The organism is Mucilaginibacter flavus, from assembly GCF_030409315.1.
Lineage (GTDB): Bacteria > Bacteroidota > Bacteroidia > Sphingobacteriales > Sphingobacteriaceae > Mucilaginibacter > Mucilaginibacter flavus.
Genome location: NZ_JAUFPS010000012.1, coordinates 350,369 through 372,389, shown reverse-complemented (window position 1 = coordinate 372,389; position 22,021 = coordinate 350,369). Strand labels below are relative to the sequence as shown.

The window sequence follows — 22,021 nt, the reverse complement described above, 5'->3', positions numbered from 1 at the left end:
TCGTGCTTTCGCATTGGAATTCCTATGGCTATATCACTCTTGGTTTTCATACCGCACGCTGTTGGTGTTGTCACCAACAGCAGGGTCGTGTTGTTGGATGTTGTCGTTTTACTTTAAAATTCGGGATTGAGTGAGGTGTATGGAGAAAGCGACATTATTTTTAACGACAATAGCGCCATAAACGAGTTGTTGGTGACAAAACCAACAACGTGCGGGTATAGTCGCGGTGAAAAATTGAGGATGATAGTCGAAATTAATAAGCGCCATTTAGCCAATATCGTGCTTTCGTATTGGAATTCCTATGGCTATATCACTCTTAGTTTTTACACTAACAACGGGCGTATAACAATTACAAAACCAGTCCACACCGCACGCTGTTGGTGTTGTCACCAACAGCTGGTTCGATATGTTGAATGCCGTTGCTTAACCTAACAGCATCGTGCAAAGGGAAGTGATAATATGAAACAATCGGCAGTATTGTTATCGACGATAGTGCCGGAAAACAATTGTTGGTGACAACACCAACAACGTGCGGGCCGCAATATTGAAAATCTCCCCTTCCGGGGGAGATTTAGAGGGGACTTACTGCCCCACCTTCTTCAAACTATCCTCCTTGGCCTTTTTCGCTTTATCCTTAAAAAAGCCTTTCAGGAAAAAGTTGTGTTGGGCGGCTTCCAGGTCGTCGTTTAGTTTGATGGAGCTTTGTTGCAGGTTGTTGAGGGTGGTTTGTACTTGTACGGCCCCTTTGGGGTCGTTAAGGAGTACACCTATGGCGTTATCAGTACGGTTTAATTTTTCGCTGGCTTTGTTGAGGTTATTGGTAAGGGTAGAGGCGTTGGTAGCCGCGGCCTGCAATTGGTTTGCGGCCTGGCGGATGCGGTTAAACGTTGCGGTATCGGTAAGCAGGTTATCTGCTAAACCTCCTTTGGTGTTTAGCTTATTGCTAAATCTATTTAGCTGATCGGCCATTAGTGCCGCGCTTTGGGTGGCGGTTTGCAGGTTTTTCATGGCGGCGCGCAATTGCAGGGCCATGGTATTATCGGCCATCAACGCGCCGATGGTTCCTTTGCCTTGCAATATCTGGTGACTCAGCGTTTTAAAGTCGCTGGTTACGGCAAGCAGGTTTTGGTTGTTTTCCTGCAGGGTTTTCAGCATGTCATCGGTTGATAGCAGTTTCTCGGCTTGCAATACATCGCCATCCTGCACTTCGGGCGCCTGCGGACTGCCGCCATCTATCACAATAATTTTATTACCTATCAACCCGTCGCTACTGATCTTGGCCTGGGCGTTGCGGTGTATAAATTGCTGGGTAGCCTGGTCAATACTCATAAAAACCTGCACCTGCGATGGGCCGGTAAACCGTACCGCGCTGATGGTACCCACCTTTACGCCCGAAAACCAAACGTTGTTGCCCTTTTTTAAGCCGGCCACATCGCTGAATACCGAACTGAGCTTGATGTTTTTAACAAAGGCCTTTTGTTGCCCGCCAAGCGTAAATATGCCCAGGATGAACAATATAAGCCCCAGCCCCAAAAACAGGCCTACTATGATTGCTTTTTTATTTTCTGTCGCGTCCATGATAATGGTTGTAATGTCTTTTTGTATTTATTTGATAAAGTTATAGTCGTAAAATGGCTTCACCCGGTTGTCGTTGGTATCAAAAACTTCCTCAAAAGTGCCGGTGCGCTGAAACTGACCGTCGAGCATCATGGCAATACGGTCGCCGGTTTGTTTGGCGCAGGTTAAATCGTGCGTAATGATGATGGATGAAGTGTTGAAGCGTTCCTGCACCTCGTTAATCAGGTCGTTGATCTCAATACAGGTAATAGGGTCCAGGCCTGCGGTCGGCTCATCGTACAACATAATTTCGGGGTTCAGGATCAGTGTACGGGCAATGCCGATCCGCTTACGCTGCCCGCCCGAAAGCTCGGATGGCATTTGGTTGATGGTTTGCAACAGGCCAACGGCATCAAGCACGGTTTCTACATTGGTATCAATTTCCTTACGGGTAATGCCCTTGCGGTTGCGTACCAGCGGAAATTCCAGGTTTTTGCGCACTGTCATACTATCATATAAGGCGCTGTTCTGGAACGAGAAGCCTATCCGGATGCGCAGGGCCTGTAACGCTTCTTCAGTAATATGCGCTATGTTGCTGCCAAGTACCTCTACATCTCCTTCATCGGCCTTTAACAGGCCGGATATGATTTTGATCAACACTGATTTTCCCGTGCCCGACCTGCCAAGCACCACCAGGTTTTCGCCCTGGTAAAGGTCGAGGTCAATGCCGCGGAGCACGTGATAATCTTCAAAAGATTTTTTTAATCCCCTGATGCTGATAACCGGGTTAGTATGGTCGCCTTTTACAATTTTCTTTTCCATGGTGATGCGTAATTAACGGAACCAGCTGGTAATCTGCACAATAATAACCTCCTCAATAAACACCAGGAACATGGCCGTAACCACCGCGCCATTGGCCGCCTTGCCCACACCCTCGGTACCCTTTGCCGAATTATAACCCTGGTAGCAACCCACAATACCAATAGTAAACCCAAACATGATGGATTTAATGAGCGATGCCACAAAATCGGTATACGTAAGCGGATCAAAAAACTCCTGTATAAAGGTGCTCCAGGTGGTGCCCTCGTTTTGGGCTACATTTAAGTAACCACCAAACATGGCGATGAAGCCTGTATAGGTAGATAGGATGGGGATGGTAAGCGTGGTAGCCAGAACCCGGGTGCACACCAAAAACTTAAAGGGTTTGGTACCCGATACTTCCATGGCGTCTATCTGCTCGGTAACCCGCATGGAGCCAAGCTCGGCCCCAATGCTTGAACCTACTTTGCCCGATGCGATAAGTGCTGTAACCAATGGAGCCAAAGCCCGCATAATAGCGATAGACACCAATGATGGCAGCCACGAAGTAGCGCCGAACTGTGATAATGATGGCCGCGATTGTTTGGTGAAAATCAAACCCACTATAAAACCCGTTACCGTAATAAGAGTGAACGAGCGTACGCCAACCTCATAGCACTGGCGCATCACTTCCTTTAGTTCAAAAGGGGGCATAAAGGCTTCCCTGAAAAAGCGCAGAATGAATTTGTTGATATTATACAGGCTTACAAAAAAGTCGGTTATGGTTTGCCACAGTTTCGACTTTTTTTTGCGTACCGCCGGAGTGCTGCTTGCTGCTGTATCCATTAATTTATGATAGTAATGTTTTAATCATTGTTGATTACTGTACAAGTGCCCGCCGGTATTTGTTTGCGATGGGCGTTTTATAGGTCATAATGTTAAAACCTTATGACAAAATTGTTTAAGCCAATTATAATGCCATTGTTTAGCGACAGGTTTTAAGTGCTGACCTTTTGGGTTAAAAGTTAAGTTTTATTCGCGGTTGCAAACGTAAGTTTTTATAAATACCTGCCGGTAAAGTAAATGTAAAATTAAAAGCGCGTTAAGTAGATATAAGGTGCGTAAAAGGTGCTTAGATGGATGCGAAAGGTTATCAAAAGGTGATTGTTTGGTGCTTAGGAGGATACTAAAAACAGCGTTATTTGAGGCAAAAATGGAATCTATATTGATGAGATTATTGCAAAATATAATTCAAAACTTACAAAAATGATGAATAGTTGATATTGTTTTGTTAAATTCGTATCACCATTTATCCCCATTAAACCTGTTTCTGTTTTATGACAACCAATAACGTGATGCGCGAAATTACGCCGCTAACCCCAAGCGACTGCTTTACCATTTTTTCGAGGAATAAAAAGAAGTTTGATTTTCCGCTGCATTACCATGATGAGTACGAGTTAAACCTGATTATCAATGCTAAAGGAGCAAAACGGGTAGTGGGCGGCCATATTGAAGTGATAGAGGAACTGGAGCTTGCCCTAATCGGTCCGAATTTGTATCACGCCTGGTTTACCCATCAATGTCAAAGCGAGGATATTATGGAGGTAACCATACAGTTTCATAAAGATTTGTTTGATGAAAAGTTTCTGAAACGCAATCAGTTAAGCTTTGTGAAAAGCATGCTGGAGCGTTCGCAGCGTGGTATTGTATTTTCGCCGGAGACTATCCAGGTGCTTAAGGAGCGTATCCTTAATCTCGATAAAAAGAGCGGGTTCGATTCGGTGCTGGAGCTGATGTCGATCATGCATGATCTGTCTATCTCCCGCAATATGAAGATGTTATCAGATCCCAGCTTTACCAACGATAAGTTTTATTATAACAGCCGCCGCATTGAAAAAGTGTTTGAGCACATGAACACCAACTACAACAAGCAGGTATCCCTTGCCGAGGTAGCCAAAATAGCCAATATGCCCGAGGCTTCTTTTAGTCGTTTTATTAAAAAACGCACAGGTAAAACCTTCATTGATAGTCTTAACGAGATTCGTTTGGGCCATGCTTCCCGCATGCTCATCGATTCAACTTCCACCGTGGCCGAGATCGCCTATAAATGCGGTTTTAACAATATCTCTAATTTTAACCGCATCTTTAAACGCAAAAAGCTCTGCATCCCCAAAGATTTCCGCGAAACGTATACCGGGAACAGGGTGTTTATTTAGGTCGATTTGAAAATTTGAAAATGATGAGGTTGCTGGGTTTGTGCCTGGTTTACAGATGTTCATATCTTAGATATGACGCATTTTTTGTATATTTGAGTTGTTCACGGAGAAAACCTTCTCTCATATAAACTAACGCCATCGTTTCCTTATAAATGTATTGCTATAGCCGGATGGTAGTGGGATGTGAAACATGCATAATTGCGCTTCAATATTTAAACGATAAAAAGTCTATAATATTCAAAAACTAAAATAGAAGGTTAAAAAAGTATTATAAAACTTGTTTTTATAAACTCATTTTTGAATATGCCAATTATCATCAGAATTTGCAGAATTTGAAAATTAACAGAATTTGAAAACCTGTGCGCCTTTTTGCCCATCGCCAGGCATTCTGAATATTCTTAAATTCTGAAAATTCTGATCCCAAATAAAATTAAATGAAGTTACACTTCCTTGATGTTGCCATCATCGTTTTATACCTGTTGAGCACCATTTTTATCGGTTTATGGTACCGTAAAAAGGCCCGCGAAAACAAGGAAAGTTATATGCTTGGCGGTAAATCGTTGCCGTGGTATAAACTGGGGCTGAGTGATGCATCGGATATGTTTGATATCAGCGGCACCATGTGGATGGTGAGCCTGTGCTTTGTATACGGCATGAAGAGCATCTGGATTCCATGGCTTTGGCCGGTATTTAACCAGGTGTTTTTGATGATGTACCTGTCCCGCTGGCTGCGCCGCTCAAACGCTACCACCGGTGCCGAATGGCTGGCTACCCGCTTTGGTAAAACCGGGGCAGGAGTAGGGCCATCGCATATTGTGGTGATAGCCTTCGCGTTGTTAAGCTGCTTTGGGTTCCTGGCCTACGGTTTTATTGGCCTGGGCAAGTTTATCGAGATTTTTATCCCCTGGGATTTGGTAAAAGCCTACGTTCCTTTCAATGTAGCGCCTCAATATGTGCCGCATGTATATGGTATTGTATTCACCCTTTTCGCCATGTTTTATTCCATTTTGGGTGGCATGCACAGCATTGTATTAGGCGATATGATCAAATACGGCATCATGAGTGTGGCCTGTGTTTGGATAGGTTTTATAGCCGCAGGCAAGCTAAGCGGGCATCACCTCAATGTGCCTGATGGTTGGTACAGCCCGTTCTTTGGCAAAAGTTTAGGGCTAAGCTGGTCGGGCATTATCAACGAGGTAAATCAGAAAATAAAGGATGATGGTTACTCACTTTTCGGGTTGTTTTTTATGATGATGACCTTCAAGGGTTTTTTCGCGGCGCTGGCTGGTCCGGCACCAAATTACGATATGCAGAAAATCCTGTCCACCCGCTCGCCCGAGGAAGCCAGTAAGATGAGCGGTTTTGTGAACATTATATTGCTGCCCATCCGCTACTCGCTTATTGTAAGCTTAACCATTTTAGGTTTACTGTATTACCATCAAATGGACCTCAAGGATGCTACCGGCGCTATCGACTTTGAGCGTATCCTCCCGGCAGTTATCAATAACTTTTTACCCGTTGGTTTAGTAGGTTTACTACTGGCTGGTTTACTGGGCGCTTTTATGAGCACGTTTAGCGGTACCATGAATGCGGCGCAGGCCTATATCGTAAACGACATTTACCTCAAATACGTTACCCCGGCGGCTACTACCCGCAAGGTTATCGCCATGAATTACCTGGTTGGTGTGTTGGTTGTGGCTATAGGTGTTATCCTCGGCTTTTTTGTGAAGGATGTGAACAGTGTACTGCAATGGATCGTATCTGCGCTTTATGGCGGCTACGTAGCATCAAACGTATTAAAATGGCATTGGTGGCGCTTTAATGCTAATGGTTTCTTTTGGGGGATGCTGGCTGGCATTTTGTCGTCGATGGTATTCTCCTGGTTTATCCCTTCGGGCGAGTTATTGTATTGGTTCCCGGTGTTGTTTGGTATTTCGCTGGCCGGTTCAATAATTGGTTCTTACGCAAGTGAGGCAACTGATATAGCAGTACTCAAATCGTTTTACAGCACTGTACGGCCATGGGGCTTTTGGGAGCCGGTCAAAAAACAGGTAACGGCCGAAGATGCTGCTTTTGTGCCCAATAAAAATTTTAAGCTTAATATGTTCAATGTGGTTATAGGTACCATTGTACAATTATGCCTCACCATATTGCCCATGTATCTTATTCTGCAGCAAAAAATGCCCCTCATGGTAACTATCGCCCTGTTACTTGTGCTCATGACGGTACTTAAAAAAACCTGGTGGAATAAATTAAAAGATTATTGATTACGATACGCGATAAATATATGACCCCTCACTTTAAACAAAGGCTCAATACGCTGCAACAAGAACAGCAACAGTTGCTTACCAGGCCAAACCATATAGCAGGCACAGGCAATGGCGTTTATGACCGTTACGTAAATCCGGTGCTAACCGCTGCCCATGCCCCTGTAAACTGGCGGTACGATTTGAATGCTAATACTAATCCATACCTGATGGAACGTTTCGGCATCAACGCCGCTTTTAATGCAGGCGCTATCAAATTCAACGGCAAATACATGATGGTTGTGCGGGTTGAAGGGGTAGATCGTAAATCGTTCTTTGCGGTGGCCGAAAGTCCGGATGGCATTAGCAATTTTACCTTTTGGGAGTACCCGGTAAACTTGCCCCAAACGCATGAGCCAGATACCAATGTGTACGATATGCGTTTAACGCTGCATGAGGATGGCTGGATTTATGGTTTGTTCTGTACCGAAAGGCGCGACCCAGAAGCTCCGGCTCATGATCAATCAATGGCTGTGGCTGCCTGTGGTATTGCCCGCACTAAAGATTTGGTGACCTGGGATCGTTTGCCCGATTTAAAAACCAACTCGCCGCAGCAACGTAACGTGGTATTACACCCTGAGTTTGTGGATGGCAAGTACGCACTGTATACTCGTCCGCAGGATGGTTTTATCAGCGCCGGTACCGGTGGCGGTATCGGTTTTGGCCTGGCAGATTCCATGGAAAACGCGGTTATCGACCAGGAAACCATTATCGACAATAAAAATTACCATACCGTTTACGAAGCCAAAAACGGGCAAGGGCCAACGCCCATAAAAACAGAAAAAGGCTGGCTACACCTGGCGCACGGTGTACGCAACACCGCGGCAGGTTTGCGGTATGTACTGTACATGTTTATGACCGATTTGCATCAGCTTACCAAAGTTACTCATAAACCGGGCGGCTACTTTTTGGCCCCCGAGGGCGAAGAGCGCGTAGGGGACGTATCAAACGTAGTTTTTTGCAACGGCTGGATAGCCGATGAGGATGGTAAGGTATTTATTTATTATGCATCATCGGATACACGTATGCATGTAGCCACTACTACTGTTGATAAATTGATTGACTATGTTGTAAATACCCCGGCAGATGGCTTTAGATCGTCAACTTCGGTGGATACGATTTATGGTATTGTTGATAGGAATAAGAGCTTTCAGGAGACTTTATAGTCCTCCAAAAAGCAGGGGAATGTGCGAATCCCCTCTTGAGAGGGGCGGAGGGGTGTGTTCTTCATGCGAATAGAATGCTGATCGATACCCCTCACCTTAATATCCATCGTTCTCGTCTTAATAGTGGGATGGGAATTTAAGTTGAATAATGAAATATTTAAAATACACACTCAAGCAGACAATAGTCTTGCTGGACTTCTCATTTAAGAGGGGCGTAGTAGTATGCTTTTAGTATCAAATATAACATGCCGGAGAACACACCCCAGCCACCACACAATCCACCGCGCCCCCTCTCAAGAGGGGATAAGGAAGTTTTACATGTTTTAAAATCAGAATTAAGTTTAGAACTAAACAACATTATCAATTACTGGAAAAAATACACGCCGGATGAACAGCACGGCGGTTTTTTAGGTAAAATTGATAACGATAACCGCGTTACTGCCGATGCCCCCAAGGGGTCGGTTTTAAACGCGCGGATTTTGTGGAGCTTTTCGGCGGCTTATAATTTAAAGCCGGATGCTGAAAGTTTGGCGATGGCTCATCGGGCTTATGAGTATATCAGTAAGTATTTTATAGATGCTGAATTTGGTGGGGTTTATTGGTCGCTTGATTTTAAGGGCGATCCATTGGATACCAAAAAGCAGGTTTATGCAAGCGCGTTCACTATTTATGCTTTGAGCGAATACTACGTTGCATCGGGCGTGGAGGTGGCAAAAGAGCAGGCAATCAGTCTATATCATTTACTGGTTGATAAAAGCTATGATGCTGATAAAACCGGCTACATGGAAGCCTTTACCCGCGACTGGCAACCCCTTGGCGATTTGCGACTAAGCGCCAAAGATGCCAACGAAAAGAAAACCATGAATACCCATCTGCACGTACTGGAAGGCTATACCAACCTATATCGCATTTGGCCCGATGCAGAACTTAAAAAACAGATAGAAACACTGATAGACAACTTTTGCGATCATTTTATAGATGCAAAAACCAATCACTTAATATTGTTTTTTGATGAGGACTGGAATGCGAAATCGGGCACGGTATCTTACGGGCACGATATTGAAGCTACCTGGCTTTTATTGGAAGCCGCGGAAGTGATTGAAGATCATGGCAGGGCAACGCGCATCAAAAAGATTTGCCTTCAAATTGCAGATGCTACCACAGTGGGCTTAGATACAGATGGCGGTTTATGGTACGAATATGAACCTGCCCAAGACCACCTGATTAAAGAAAAGCATTGGTGGGTGCAGGCCGAGGCCATGGTAGGGTTCTTTAATGCATGGCAGATCAGCGGCGATCAAAAATACCTCGACTTATCTATTGCAAACTGGGCGTTTGTAAAGAATAGTATATTAGATCATCAAAACGGCGAATGGTTTTGGGGAATACTTGCCGATGGTAGTATTATGCCGGGCGAGGATAAAGTTGGCTTGTGGAAATGCCCCTATCATAATAGCCGGGCTTGTATTGAAATTATCAGGAGGATAGGGGAGTGAAGGAATTTAAAAATGAGCGTCATTGCGAGGTACGAAGCAATCTCCAAGTAGGCAAATCGAGCTTGTAAAGCCAGCTCTGTATAGTTTGGAGATTGCTTCGTACCTCGCAATGACGGATCTATAAATCAGTGCATTTCCATTTTTTCGGAGTTTTCTGATTGAGACTCGCAATTACGATTAATATATCACCATTAAATCTAAAAATAACCGATATGAAAATCAACCTATATAAACACGTTATCATTACCACATTGCTCTCCGCATCAACCTGTGCCAACTTGTTTGCGCAAACAGCCGATGGCGCTGCTCCTGTGGCGATAGCAAAAGAACAAATAGCAAAGGCCAATAACCTGGCACCCACGCCGCCAATGGGCTGGAATACCTGGAATACTTTTCAAACCAAAATTGATGAGCCATTGCTTAAAGGCATGGTTGATGCTTATGTGTCATCGGGCATGCGCGATGCCGGTTATCGATATTTTGTGCTGGATGATGGCTGGATGAGCATGGAGCGCGATAAAAACGGCGACCTGGTGGCCGATCCTAAAAAATTCCCTAAAGGTATGAAAGCCTTTGCCGACTACGTACACGCCAAAGGACTCAAGTTTGGCATCTACAACTGCGCCGGCAGTAAAACCTGCGCCGGGTATCCGGGCAGTCGTGGGCACGAATACCAGGATGCCCGTTTGTACGCTTCTTTTGGCGTCGACTTTTTAAAGTACGACTGGTGTAATACCGATAGCCTCAACGCCCGCGAGGCCTATATCACCATGAGCCAGGCCCTCAAAGCAAGCGGCAGGCAAATTGTGTTTAGCCTGTGCGAGTGGGGTAACCACCAGCCATGGCTTTGGGCAGGCGGTGTAGGCGAGTTGTATCGTAACACCGGCGACATCACGGCAAGTTTTGATAAAAATAAAAACTATGGCAGTTGGTCGGCATTAAGTGTGATGTCTATTTTAGATAAGCAGGTAAATATTGGCAAATACAACGGCCCAAATCATTGGAATGACCCTGATATGCTTGAAGTTGGCAATGGCATGAGCTTTAATGAAGATAAAGCGCATTTTTCCTTATGGTGTATGCTGTCGGCGCCACTGGCGGCCGGTAATGATTTGCGCAATATGTCGCCCCAAACACAATCAATTCTAACCAATAAAGAAGCCATCGCCATTGATCAGGACGCGTTAGGCATCGCCGCCACTCGAATTTACCAGGCCGATAGTTTGGAGGTATGGGCTAAGCCACTGGCAAATAACCAACTGGCTGTATGCTTTTTAAACAGGTCGACCGTAGCAAAAGATGTTGCCTATAAATGGCAGGAGCACACTATAAACAACGAGGAAGGTAAGCTCAATGCAGATTTTGCCCAGGCAGTTTACAAGCTGCATGATGTTTGGACAAAAAAAGATATCGGCACCACAAAAAAAGAATTTAAGCAAACATTAGCCGGCCATAGCGTTGTAATGTTGAGGCTTGTTAAGTTTTAATCATTCGATAAAATCAATAGCGTCGGGGCTGTGCGATTCCTTCCTTGGGGAAGGAGGAGGTAGGGGTTAAATTAGCTGTTCGTTATCAGCGGAAGGTCGCTCGCAGAAACCCCTCCCTGCATTTGCGCACATGTCCACCACGACCCTCCCAAGGGAGGGAATTAAAAATGAAATGATGATAACTTTAAAATATGGAGCGATATTCATGTTGGCTCTTTTAGGTTTGAACGCAAAAGCACAACTATACGCCCCTGCGGATAAAATGGCCACGGCAGGAGCCCGTGCGCTTTTTTACAGCATGCAGCGCCTGGTTGGGGCCGGTGTGTTGTTTGGCCACCATGATGATACCGCCTATGGTGTGGGCTGGCGCTTTGATGCCAACCGGTCCGACGTAAAAAGTGTTACAGGATCGTACCCCGCCATTTATGGCTGGGATTTGGCAAAAATTGAGCATGATAGTATCCGCGACATCAACGGCATTCCATTTGAGTTACAAAAGCAGCTGGTAAAAGATGCCTATAAACGTGGCGGGATTAATACCTTTTGCTGGCATATGGACAACCCCACGAATGGTAAAACAGCCTGGGATACCACAAAAAATACCCTTAAAGATCTTACAGCAGATGGTGCTTATCATAATGCCTATGTTGCTTATTTAGATAAAGCCGCCGCTTATCTCAAAGAATTGAAAGGGCCGGATGGGGAGGCAATCCCTATTTTGTTTCGCCCCTTTCATGAGCTTACGGGTAGTTGGTTTTGGTGGGGTAAAAAACAAAATACACCCGATGAGTTGATTGCCTTATGGCGATTTACCATCGATTACCTGCGTAACACCAAAAAACTCCATAACCTGTTAGTTGTATACTCGGCAGCTGATTTTGATTCGGAAGCCGAATTTATGGACCGTTACCCCGGCGATGATTATGTTGATTTTATTGGGTTTGATAACTACTGCACCCAGGGTGTAACAGCTTATCAAACCAAGCTTGATAAACGCCTAAGCATTATAGATGTAATAGCCGCAAATCATCGTAAACTGGCTTGCCTGCCCGAAACCGGCTACGTGCAAATTCCACAAGCCGATTGGTGGACCAGTATTTTACTGCCTACACTGGCACGACACAAAACATCGTATGTAATGGCCTGGCGCAATGGTAACGATCATCATTATTATGTGCCCTATCCCGGCCAGGCAAGCGCCGATGATTTTGTTAAGTTTTTTAACAGCGGGCAAACCATGTTTGGAAACAGGCTTGAGAAGCTGGGAGTGTACGGAAAACCGAATAGGTAGATTACAGATATGGGATTGATTTGAAAATTTGAAAATGAAGGCGGGGAATCTTTCCTGAATATGAATTTTTCGGATTATTGGAATCGAAATTCTGTTAATTCTTTAATTCTGAAAATTCTGATTCAGACAAAAAAAAGTTAATCTAATTAATCCAAAAAATCCCGGTTCAGACAAAATTCTTCCGCAATAGGGATGGAAGCGGATACCGGCCAGGTGGTTAAGGCCCCGTGCAGTATGAGCGTACAGCCCGGACCGAAGGTATTGCCATTATTGGACTAAAGACTTTTGGACAAAGGAACAAGGACTTTTGGTTTTTACCCTTTGTAATATTTGTATTCCCGATTCTATAACCATCAAGCTCCCGAATCTCGCACCAGGCAACCCGCACACGATCAACTCAATTCAACGCCGGGTCTTCCGGGAAATTGGCGATGTGGGCGTAGCGCTGGCCAAGACCTTTGATTACGTCTTTCCAAAGGTTTTGCTCTTCGTTGCTAAAAGGAGTTTCGGGGGCCAGGTGGTCAGATACTATCCAGCTATCTGCCAGTATTTCATTATCTAATTGTTGGGCAGTCCAGCCGCTGTAGCCGGCAAAAAATTTAATTTCAGTGGCATCCAGCTGATAGTTGCTCACCAGTTTTTTTACCTGTTCAAAGTCGCCGCCCCAGTAAATACCGCTGGCTATTTCAATACCGCCTTCAATTTTTTCGGGCGCGCGGTGTATAAAATGCAGGGTGTTTTGCGCTACCGGTCCGCCGTCATACACGGGCATTTCGGAGTATGATACATCGGGCAATACATCGCCCAGCATGTACTCGCCCTGGTGGTTTAAAATGAAACCCATGGCACCATCGGCAGAGTATTCTGTAAGGATAATTACCGACCTTTTAAAATTAGGGTCCATCATAAAGGGCTCCGAAATAAGTAAACGCCCCGCGGCTGCCGATATAGTACTTAGCATAAAGGTTTATTTATAATGATACAACAAGCATAGTAAAAATATGTCCAATAACGAAAACGAAAATGATTGTTATCAGGTTATACGGATTAATTAATTTGTAAGTTTGCATCGATGGATCAGCAGGAACTACAAAACTTAAGGCAGGATTACGCTGCCGCCACCTTAGAAGAGCAAAACACTAAAGGCGACCCGATAAATCAATTTGAACAATGGTTTAACGAAGCTGTTGCCGCAAAATTGCATGAGCCCAACGCCATGACACTGGCTACCGCTACCACCAATGGCAAGCCATCGGCGCGTATTGTATTGTTGAAAGGTTTTAACCCCAATGGCTTTATATTTTATACCAACTATTTAAGCCGCAAGGGTAAGGAACTTACCAAAAACCCACAGGCCGCTATCACCTTTTTTTGGGGCGAACTGGAACGCCAGGTGCGCATTGAGGGTACTATTGAGAAACTAACTAAAGAAGCATCTGAAAGATATTTTCACTCGCGCCCTAAACTAAGCCAGTTAGGCGCGGTAGCATCGCCACAGAGCCAGGAAATTGAAAACCGGGATGTGTTGGAGCAAAAAATGACCGAACTACAGGTCGAATACGAGGATAAAGACATACCAAAACCATCATATTGGGGGGGATATATTTTAAAACCGCAATTGGTAGAGTTTTGGCAGGGCAGAAGAAGCCGCCTGCATGATCGTATACTGTACAAAAGAACCGATAAAAAGACCTGGAAAAAAGTACGTTTAGCGCCATGATGTTTACCGATATTAAACAATTACTCATCGAAAAATTTGGTGAGGCTGTAATTGCCGGCGAAGAAACCGGAGGCTTACAACCTGCCCTGTTGATTAATCCCGACGATATTGTTGCCGTTTGCCTGGAGCTGCGCAATAACCCTAAAACGTATTTCGATTTTTTAGCCAGCCTGAGCGGGATGCATTATAATGATGATGCCAACCGTTACGGTGTGGTTTATCATTTAACATCCATCCCCTTTAAAACACAGCTTACCCTTAAAGTAAGCAAGCCGCATGACCGCGAAAGCGATCAGTTGCCTGAATTTAAAAGCGTTACCACGGTATACCGCACTGCCGACTGGCATGAACGCGAAGCCTACGACTTGTTAGGCATCTTTTTTGAAGGTCACCCCGATTTACGCCGCATACTGCTCCCCGATGATTGGGATGGTTTTCCGCTTAGAAAAGATTATCAGGCTGCCGAGTATTATAAAGGGATTAAGGTGGATTAGGAGCCTCACCTAAATCCTCTCCAAAGGAGAGGACTTTTGATTAGCATGGCTTTAATTAATATACTGCCGCATGTAGTGAAACTACATGCGGCTTTCCTTTTTTAGAACCCTCTCCTTTGGAGAGGGCAGGGTGAGGCTGTTAAAATTTGTTAAAATATTTTGATAATTACGAATTAATCGTAGATTTACGAAATAATCGTAATTGAAATGGAGAAATTATCAAAACAAGAGGAAGAAGCCATGCTGGCGGTATGGCAATGCGAAGCCGGGTTTATAAAAGATTTTTTAGATCAGATGGCCGAGCCTAAGCCACCTTACACCACACTGGCATCAACAATAAAAAACCTGGAACGTAAGGGTTTTTTAAGAAGCGAAAAAATGGGCAACTCCCTGCGTTATAGCGCTGCCATTAAGGAGGAAGAATACAAAAAACGCTTCATGAGCGGCTTTGTAAGCGACTATTTCCAAAACTCCTATAAAGACCTGGTTACCTTTTTTGCCAAAGAGAAAAAAGTTAGCGCTAAGGATCTGGAAGAGATCATTAAACTGATTGAAAAACAATAAAACCTATAACCATGCCAGCACTGTTTGTTTTTTTACTTAAAGTAAATATTGCCCTGTTATTGTTTTGCGCCGGTTATTACCTGGTATTAAGGCACCTTACCTTTTATACGCTTAACCGTGTTTATCTGCTTGCAGCTATTTTATTTGCAAGCATCTACCCCCAAATAAACCTTACCGATTTTTTGCAACGCCACGAGAAACTGGCCCGCCCGGTTCAACGGGTGGTTATTAACTGGCAGGCACCTGCCCAGGCTCTGGCACAAAAGGTTCATCAGCCCGCATATTGGCTGTATATTGAAGCCGTTTTTTGGATAGGGGCGGTACTATTGGCTATCCGCCTGCTGGTGCAGCTTTTTTCATTATACAAGCTATTCAAAAACTCGCAGCCCGCCACCATTGGCGATCATAGCGTGCGGGTGATGGACGATGATGCCGCGCCATTTTCCTTTTGGCGAAGCATTTTTGTAAACCCAGCCAAACATGAACCCGCCGATCTGAAAGCCATTTTATTGCACGAACAGGTGCACGTAAATCAATGGCATACAGCCGATATTTTGCTGGCCGAGTTAAGCAGCATCTTTTACTGGTTTAATCCTGGCGTCTGGCTCATGAAACGGGCTATCCGCGAAAATATTGAGTTTATAACCGATCAAAAAATTCTTAAAAAAGGAATAGATAGCAAAGCCTATCAGTACAGCCTGGTTTCGGTAGGTTTTAGTAATACACAGCCGGGTATAGTTAACCATTTTAATTTATCAACCATTAAAAAACGCATCATCATGATGAACGCTAAACGATCTTCAAAAATTAACCTTACACGCTACGCGTTTATGGTACCGGCTGTTATTGGTTTGCTATTGGTTTTCAGTATATCTAAAGCCGATTTTGTTAAAAAAAGCAAGGCTTTTAAAACGATAACTATTATTTCAAATAATGTGGGCAACGCGGTGGGTATTAACAAACTTACTGCAAGTATAAAATCTATTTTACCCGGTGTCGATACGGCAAGTACTAAAACATCGGCCAATGCGACAACGCCGATGGTATTTGAAAATAATTTTGCCGACGCGGTTTTTTATGTAGATGGCGTGCAGGTAACAAATACACCAACAGGAACACACTTTACCGACGATACCGAAAGCCTGGATTATATACAAGCTGCCGATGCGAAAAAATATTTTAACATAGGCGATGGTAAACATACAATTGCTTTTGCAACCCGGCAGAATACTACTGCAGGTATAGCTTTAAGAAAAAAAATATCACAATTGGTTAACTCGGGCAAAATTAAAGTACAAAGTGTTTCCAGGGACGCGCTTTACAGGGTAAATGAAAAGATTAAAAGTATAGATAGCGATATTGCCAGTCATCTATCAGCAGACACGCTCAAAAAATCGAAGCATTTTTTCATAGTAACCAATAGCGATTCATCGTTGGTATACGTAAATGGTAAAAAAGGAAAAATTAAAGATGTTGATCCCGACGATATACTTAGCGTGAACGTTTTTGATGCCAAAGGAGCCGCAGGATTTATCAATGAAAAGGTGGACGATAACACCGCGGTAATTTTCATCACCACAAAAAACTCGGCCGAAGGACAAAAATTTAAAGAGAAGCTGGATGGCTATACAGGTAATAATACGGCTATAGCCGGCGCGGGGGTAAAAGGTTTAAACGGCATGCCTTTGAAAGGCAAGGTTGCCAACGTAATGGTATATAACCTTAAAGTAGATAGCAAAGATAGCTTAGACGATAACGGCTCAAAAGGACTTAGGTATACTGTAAATGGTTTTACCAATGTAACTGCCGATGATAAAAAAGGTGCACCAGGTACTTTTGTAATAGTAAAGGATACCAGGGTAGACAAAAAGAATGCTGCAGGATCAAAATTGACCTTGGTAAAGGTAACCGGTAAAACAACCAGTTCATCGGGTACCAGCACTCCAGAAATAGTATTGGATGATAACGCCACTACTGGTACCGGAACAGTTAACAAAGTATATGTTACCGCCAGAAAAGCCAATACATTACAGCTTGTGAAAAGTAATGTAACTGTAAACGGCATTCCCTTATCAGATAGTGTTGTGGTGATGAGCGATCAAAACGCCCCGAAAACCACTACCTCGAAATGGAAAATATCGTACCGAACCGATGTCGACAATGATAAAGCAAGCCCGTTGATTTTGGTAGATGGTAAAGAGGTTAACCAGGCCGAATTTAAAAAGGTTAACCCAGCAGACATTAAAGATATTACTGTATTAAAAGATGATGCCGCTGCTGCAAAAAAATATGGAGAAAAAGCCAAACAAGGCGTTATTGTTATCGAGCTGAAGAAAAAGAAATAGTGAGTAGTTGATTGGGTTGATTAAGTTGAATAGGATCAGTTAATAGTTAATAATCGTTCTTTATATAACGCTTTTATAAACTTTTTCAGCCCGATCAGCTTTGGTGAGTGGTTGATTAGGTTGGATTATGCTTAAGGGAATTTGTTATTCTGAAAATTCTATAATCGTGAGAAGCCGTTTGAAAATGATCAAATAAAACTACTATATGCCCACGTCATTGCTTCGTATTCATAACGTTTTGTAAAAAACGTTTGTCATCCTGAACGCAGTGAAGGATCTTCTTCGTTAGAAAAGTCTGCAATTAGCAGGGCGAAGAAGATCCTTCGTTCCTCAGGATGACAAACTTTTATGTCATTTCCGTTTTCAGAATCCTTGGATTAAATACTCGCAATGACGCTTCCATATGTTTTTAAACAGCTTCTGAAAATTCTGATTCAGACAACCTAATCAACTTAATCATCCAAATCAACCATTCACTTAACTCGCTATAGCGAGTTTTTCTGTTTCTAAAAGTTTGATCAAAGCTTTTTCGGCAATATTAAGTTCGGCGGCCTTTACGTCTTCTTTTTCGTTGATGCTATCGATATATTTAAAAATGGTGCCATCTTCATAGCTTTTAATCACCGATGGATGCACGTAATATTTTTTGCAAACGGTACGGGTGTTACCCAGGTTGATAGCCACTTCATCAAGCACGCTCACAATTTTCTTTTTGCACTCGGTTACGTTTTGAAACTCGCCTGCTTCTTTAAAAGCGTACAAGGCACTTACGCTGCCACTCCAGGTACGAAAATCTTTGGCGGTGAAATCCTCTCCTGTAATTTCTTTGAGGTAGGTGTTGATATCACCCGATCCAATGCTGCAGCGGTCGCCGTCGGCGTTATAATACTGAAAAAGCTCCTTGCCTGGTATATCCCGGCATTGCTTAACCAGGTTGGCCAACCTGCGGCTTTGCAGTGCTACCTTATGAAAAACGCCTTTTTTGCCTTTAAACTCAAACTTAATATTCGATCCTTCAATTTTAATATGCCTGTTTTGCAGCGTGGTAAGTCCGAAAGAGCCATAAAGCTTTTTGTACGATTCATTGCCCACCCTAATGCTGGTAAGTTCCATTAGCCGCACCACAAGCGCTACTACTTTTTCGTGATCAAGATTATGCCGTTTTAAATCTTTGTCAACCTGCTCGCGTATAGCGGGTAAATGCTCGGCAAAGGTTTGCAGGCGATGGTATTTGGATTGATTGCGGATTTGGTTCCAGCCAGAGTGATAGCGATATTGCTTGCGCCCGGCGGCATCGGTACCGGTAAATTGTAAATGCCCGTTATCATAAGGCGAGATCCAAACGTTAGTATATGCCGGCGGAATCACCAGTTTGTTAAAACGGGCAATTAGCTCTTTATCTTTCACAAGTTTGCCATCTGCATCATAAAAACTCCATCCCTTGCCCGATTTCTTGCGCGTATAACCCGGCGACGAATCCGATACATAACGTAGTCCAACGGCTTTAGCGGTAACCTTTGGGTCGCGGCCAATTTTTTCGAGTTTTTGAAGGAGACGGTTCATGATAACATAACAAGGCATGCGGGATTAAGTTTTAAGAACGCTGCCTACGCAAACGGTGTTGGCAATCATCCTAATTTAGACCATCGATAATTCTCTCACAGCTTTGTAACTATCTTGATTGTTGCCTCTAAGTTCTTGACTCTTCTCCCTCATTTCCCTAACTTCACACTCAACAAACATCAAACTTATGAAATACAATTTTTTAGGGAATACCGGCTTGCTGGTTTCCGAAATTTGCTTTGGTGCAATGACTTTTGGTGGTTCGGGCTGGTGGGAAGCCATTGGGCAGATAAAGCAGGAGGGCGTAAACGAATTGATGAAAACCGTTGTCGACTCGGGCATCAATTTCATTGATACAGCCAACGTATATTCTTTTGGCGAATCAGAAACATTATTAGGTCAATCGATAATTGATTTGGGCCTTAACCGCCAGGAATTGGTTATTGCAACCAAAGTACGGGGCCGGATGGGGCAGGGCCCAAATGATACCGGCTTGTCGCGCTACCATATCTTCAATTCGGTTGACGCCAGTTTAAAGCGTTTACAGCTCGATCATATCGACGTGCTTTACGTACATGGCGTTGATCTTAAAACCCCGGTAGAAGAGATTATGCGTTCTTTAAACGATATTGTGCTGAGCGGCAAGGTGCGTTACATAGCCTGCTGTAACTGGCCGGCCTGGATGGTGATGAAAGCCGCCGGCATTGCCGAGAAAAATGGCTGGAACAAATTTGTTGGTCTGCAGTATTTTTACTCATTGGCAGGCAGGGATATTGAGAGGGAATTGTTGCCTGTTGCCGAAGATCAAAACCTGGCCGTAATGCCCTGGAGCCCGCTGGCCGGTGGTTTTATATCGGGAAAATATACTCGTGATAACCAGAAATCAGAAGGATCGCGCAGGGAGGCATTTGATTTTCCACCGGTGAATAAAGAGAAAGCTTTTGATATTGTAGATGTTATTGCGGAGATAGGAAATCAAAAAGGTGTCTCGGCAGCACAGATTGCATTGGCCTGGGTTCGTTTGCAAAAAGGCATTACCAGTACCATTATCGGTGCTAAAAATATCGATCAACTGAATGATAACCTTAAATCTATCGAGGTTGAACTATCTGCCGATGAACTTAAACGCATCGACGAAGTGAGTGCTTTACCTCGTGAATACCCTGGCTGGATGGTTGAAAGACAATCGGCCGATAGGGTACCTAAATAAGTCCGGTAAGTCCGAAAGTCGGTAAAGTCCGGTAAGTCAGAAAAGTCCGAAAGTAGTAGTAGTTAAATTAATGCTAACTGACGCTACTTTCGGACTTTTTTGACTTTTGGACTATAAATTGAAGCTACTTTCGGACTTACCGGACTTTTCCGACTTTCGGACTACAACCCTTTCAACGCCCCCACCACATACTCAACCTGGTCTGCATGCACATCTAAATGGGTTACAAAACGGATGCGGTGTTTGGCGGTATCGCTGGCTTTGATGCCTTTGGCGGCCAGTTTGGCTAATACTATAGCTGCCGGTTCAACGGTATCAAATAGTACAATATTGGTTTCTACAGGCATTACGTTGGTTACCCAGCTTTGTTTGGTTAGCTCTTCACTTAAAATGCGGGCATGGGCATGATCAATCTTCAGGCGCTCTACGTGATGATCTAAAGCATAAATAGCTGCCGCGGCCAGAAAACCGGCCTGGCGCATGCCGCCACCTAATACCTTGCGGATACGGCGGGCATATTTTATGGTAGCAGCATCGGCCAATAATACCGAACCCACCGGCGCGCCTAATCCCTTTGATAAACAAACTGAAATACCATCAAAGTATTTACCATAGTCCACAGCCTTATCGCCAGTATGGGAAAGGGCGTTAAATATTCGCGCACCATCTAAATGCAGTTTTAAGCCTTTATCCTGGCATAGTTGCGCTATGGGCGCAATGTTATCTAATGTGTAACAGCTGCCACCGCCTTTATTTACTGTGTTTTCCAATACTACGAGGCTGGTGTGCGGGTAATGGATGTTTTCGGCGTTTATCTCCGGCTCTATCATTTCGGGGGTGATGATGCCGCGATAACCATCCAGCAAACGGGTTGATACGCCGGAGTTAAAGGCTATGCCTCCGCCTTCATAACGGTAAACGTGGGCGGTTTGGTCGGCTATGAGCTCGTCTAAGGGTTGGGTAAAACACTTAATGGCAATTTGATTAGTCATGGTGCCCGATGGACAAAACAAGCCGGCTTCCATGCCAAACATGGCGGCGGCTTTTTGCTCAAGCGTGTTTATAGTTTCGTCTTCGCCAAAAACATCATCTCCAACTTTGGCGCTCCACATGGCTTCCAGCATTCCCGGGGTGGGTTTGGTAACGGTATCGCTGCGTAAATCAACAGTCATTTTAAAAAATTAAATTATTTTTGAAATTCAAATATCAGCATCTTATGCGTTCAATTTTACTTTTATTCTGTATTTTAAGTGTTACTGTAATTACAAAAGCGCAGCAGGTTGATAAATTTAAACAGGGAGGCTACACCGATACCTTAGGTAACCAGCACCCCGGTTTTATAAAAGTTAAAATACCCCAGGGCGGCATTTTTAATATTGGACATACCTACATTACTTACAAGGAAACAGACACTGCTTTTGAGCACGATATCAACATTGGTGCGATCAATAATTTTACTATGGGGGTTGATAGTTTTGTGGTAAGCCGTAATCCGGGCATCAGCAAGGTGCCTATTTTAGAGGTATTGCTTAATACACCCGTAAAAATTTATCATTCGGTATTTTATGATCGAGGTAATTTTCTCCTGCATACTTCAGATGGTATTTACCTGTTTGGTACCGATCCGGACAATCTGGGTTTAATTACCCGTAAAAACTTTAAAGAGGTTTTGAGCCATATTATGGAAGCAAAGCCAAACGCGGTAGCCAATATTCAAAATGGTACTTTTACCTATTTTTATATGGACGACCTTATCAAGTACTATAAAGTACGATAATAAAGTTACACGATGTTAATAGGCCTGCGCA

18 protein-coding genes are annotated in these 22,021 nt (G+C 43.8%); 12 read left to right on the top strand and 6 right to left on the bottom strand.

What is annotated here, in order from left to right:
• Positions 1–582: 582 nt before the first annotated feature.
• The 3 genes from QWZ17_RS04310 to QWZ17_RS04300 are packed head-to-tail and all read right to left on the bottom strand — an operon-like array spanning position 583 to position 3,201.
• Entirely contained in the window at positions 583–1,578 is a 996-nt protein-coding gene (locus QWZ17_RS04310) for an MlaD family protein (protein WP_290303714.1), read from the bottom strand.
• 27 nt (positions 1,579–1,605) lie between these two features.
• Positions 1,606–2,379, bottom strand: coding sequence for an ABC transporter ATP-binding protein (locus QWZ17_RS04305; RefSeq protein ID WP_290303713.1), 774 nt, complete (start codon positions 2,377–2,379; stop codon positions 1,606–1,608).
• Positions 2,380–2,391: 12 nt separating this feature from the next.
• Positions 2,392–3,201, bottom strand: coding sequence for an MlaE family ABC transporter permease (locus QWZ17_RS04300; RefSeq protein ID WP_290303712.1), 810 nt, complete (start codon positions 3,199–3,201; stop codon positions 2,392–2,394).
• Between the two features lie 491 nt (positions 3,202–3,692).
• Between QWZ17_RS04300 and QWZ17_RS04295 the strand changes: the two genes are divergently transcribed.
• From QWZ17_RS04295 to QWZ17_RS04270, 6 genes are all read left to right on the top strand, one after another.
• Positions 3,693–4,571: an AraC family transcriptional regulator gene (locus tag QWZ17_RS04295; RefSeq protein WP_290303711.1), complete on the top strand. Its 879-nt coding sequence runs from the start codon at positions 3,693–3,695 to the stop codon at positions 4,569–4,571.
• Between the two features lie 434 nt (positions 4,572–5,005).
• Positions 5,006–6,838: a sodium:solute symporter family protein gene (locus QWZ17_RS04290; RefSeq protein WP_290303710.1), complete on the top strand. Its 1,833-nt coding sequence runs from the start codon at positions 5,006–5,008 to the stop codon at positions 6,836–6,838.
• Between the two features lie 20 nt (positions 6,839–6,858).
• Entirely contained in the window at positions 6,859–8,043 is a 1,185-nt protein-coding gene (locus QWZ17_RS04285; protein ID WP_290303709.1) for a glycoside hydrolase family 130 protein, read from the top strand.
• Between the two features lie 245 nt (positions 8,044–8,288).
• Positions 8,289–9,539 (top strand): AGE family epimerase/isomerase, encoded by a 1,251-nt coding sequence (locus QWZ17_RS04280; RefSeq protein ID WP_290303708.1) that lies wholly within the window; start codon positions 8,289–8,291, stop codon positions 9,537–9,539.
• A gap of 212 nt (positions 9,540–9,751) precedes the next feature.
• Positions 9,752–11,026: a glycoside hydrolase family 27 protein gene (locus QWZ17_RS04275; RefSeq protein WP_290303707.1), complete on the top strand. Its 1,275-nt coding sequence runs from the start codon at positions 9,752–9,754 to the stop codon at positions 11,024–11,026.
• A 172-nt stretch (positions 11,027–11,198) separates the two neighbouring features.
• Positions 11,199–12,317 carry a glycoside hydrolase family 26 protein gene (locus tag QWZ17_RS04270; protein ID WP_290303706.1) on the top strand — a complete coding sequence of 373 codons (1,119 nt, stop codon included), beginning with the start codon at positions 11,199–11,201 and terminating at the stop codon, positions 12,315–12,317.
• Between the two features lie 397 nt (positions 12,318–12,714).
• Here the strand turns inward: QWZ17_RS04270 and QWZ17_RS04265 are convergent, their stop codons facing one another.
• Positions 12,715–13,278 carry a YqgE/AlgH family protein gene (locus tag QWZ17_RS04265; RefSeq protein WP_290303705.1) on the bottom strand — a complete coding sequence of 188 codons (564 nt, stop codon included), beginning with the start codon at positions 13,276–13,278 and terminating at the stop codon, positions 12,715–12,717.
• 111 nt (positions 13,279–13,389) lie between these two features.
• Between QWZ17_RS04265 and pdxH the strand changes: the two genes are divergently transcribed.
• The 4 genes from pdxH (at position 13,390) to QWZ17_RS04245 (ending at position 17,440) form a co-directional block, all read left to right on the top strand.
• A complete protein-coding gene (gene pdxH / locus QWZ17_RS04260) occupies positions 13,390–14,037 on the top strand; it encodes a pyridoxamine 5'-phosphate oxidase (RefSeq protein WP_290303704.1) in 648 nt (215 codons plus the stop codon).
• On the top strand, positions 14,034–14,531 hold the full coding sequence (locus QWZ17_RS04255; RefSeq protein WP_290303703.1) for an NADH-quinone oxidoreductase subunit C: 498 nt from the start codon (positions 14,034–14,036) through the stop codon (positions 14,529–14,531). Before pdxH ends, QWZ17_RS04255 begins: the two co-directional genes overlap by 4 nt.
• Before the next feature lie 207 nt (positions 14,532–14,738).
• Complete coding sequence (locus QWZ17_RS04250; protein WP_290303702.1) at positions 14,739–15,095, top strand: BlaI/MecI/CopY family transcriptional regulator; 357 nt, start codon at positions 14,739–14,741, stop codon at positions 15,093–15,095.
• An 11-nt stretch (positions 15,096–15,106) separates the two neighbouring features.
• Positions 15,107–17,440: a M56 family metallopeptidase gene (locus QWZ17_RS04245; protein WP_290303701.1), complete on the top strand. Its 2,334-nt coding sequence runs from the start codon at positions 15,107–15,109 to the stop codon at positions 17,438–17,440.
• 477 nt (positions 17,441–17,917) lie between these two features.
• Here the strand turns inward: QWZ17_RS04245 and QWZ17_RS04240 are convergent, their stop codons facing one another.
• Positions 17,918–19,003: a DNA topoisomerase IB gene (locus QWZ17_RS04240; RefSeq protein ID WP_290303700.1), complete on the bottom strand. Its 1,086-nt coding sequence runs from the start codon at positions 19,001–19,003 to the stop codon at positions 17,918–17,920.
• A 187-nt stretch (positions 19,004–19,190) separates the two neighbouring features.
• Between QWZ17_RS04240 and QWZ17_RS04235 the strand changes: the two genes are divergently transcribed.
• Positions 19,191–20,213 carry an aldo/keto reductase gene (locus tag QWZ17_RS04235; protein WP_290303699.1) on the top strand — a complete coding sequence of 341 codons (1,023 nt, stop codon included), beginning with the start codon at positions 19,191–19,193 and terminating at the stop codon, positions 20,211–20,213.
• Between the two features lie 161 nt (positions 20,214–20,374).
• Here the strand turns inward: QWZ17_RS04235 and QWZ17_RS04230 are convergent, their stop codons facing one another.
• Positions 20,375–21,385, bottom strand: a complete 1,011-nt coding sequence (locus QWZ17_RS04230; protein WP_290303698.1) for a threonine aldolase family protein — start codon at positions 21,383–21,385, stop codon at positions 20,375–20,377.
• Between the two features lie 44 nt (positions 21,386–21,429).
• On the opposite strand from QWZ17_RS04230, the gene QWZ17_RS04225 reads away from it, so the two are divergent.
• A complete protein-coding gene (locus tag QWZ17_RS04225) occupies positions 21,430–21,990 on the top strand; it encodes a hypothetical protein (protein WP_290303697.1) in 561 nt (186 codons plus the stop codon).
• Positions 21,991–22,021 lie beyond the last annotated feature (31 nt).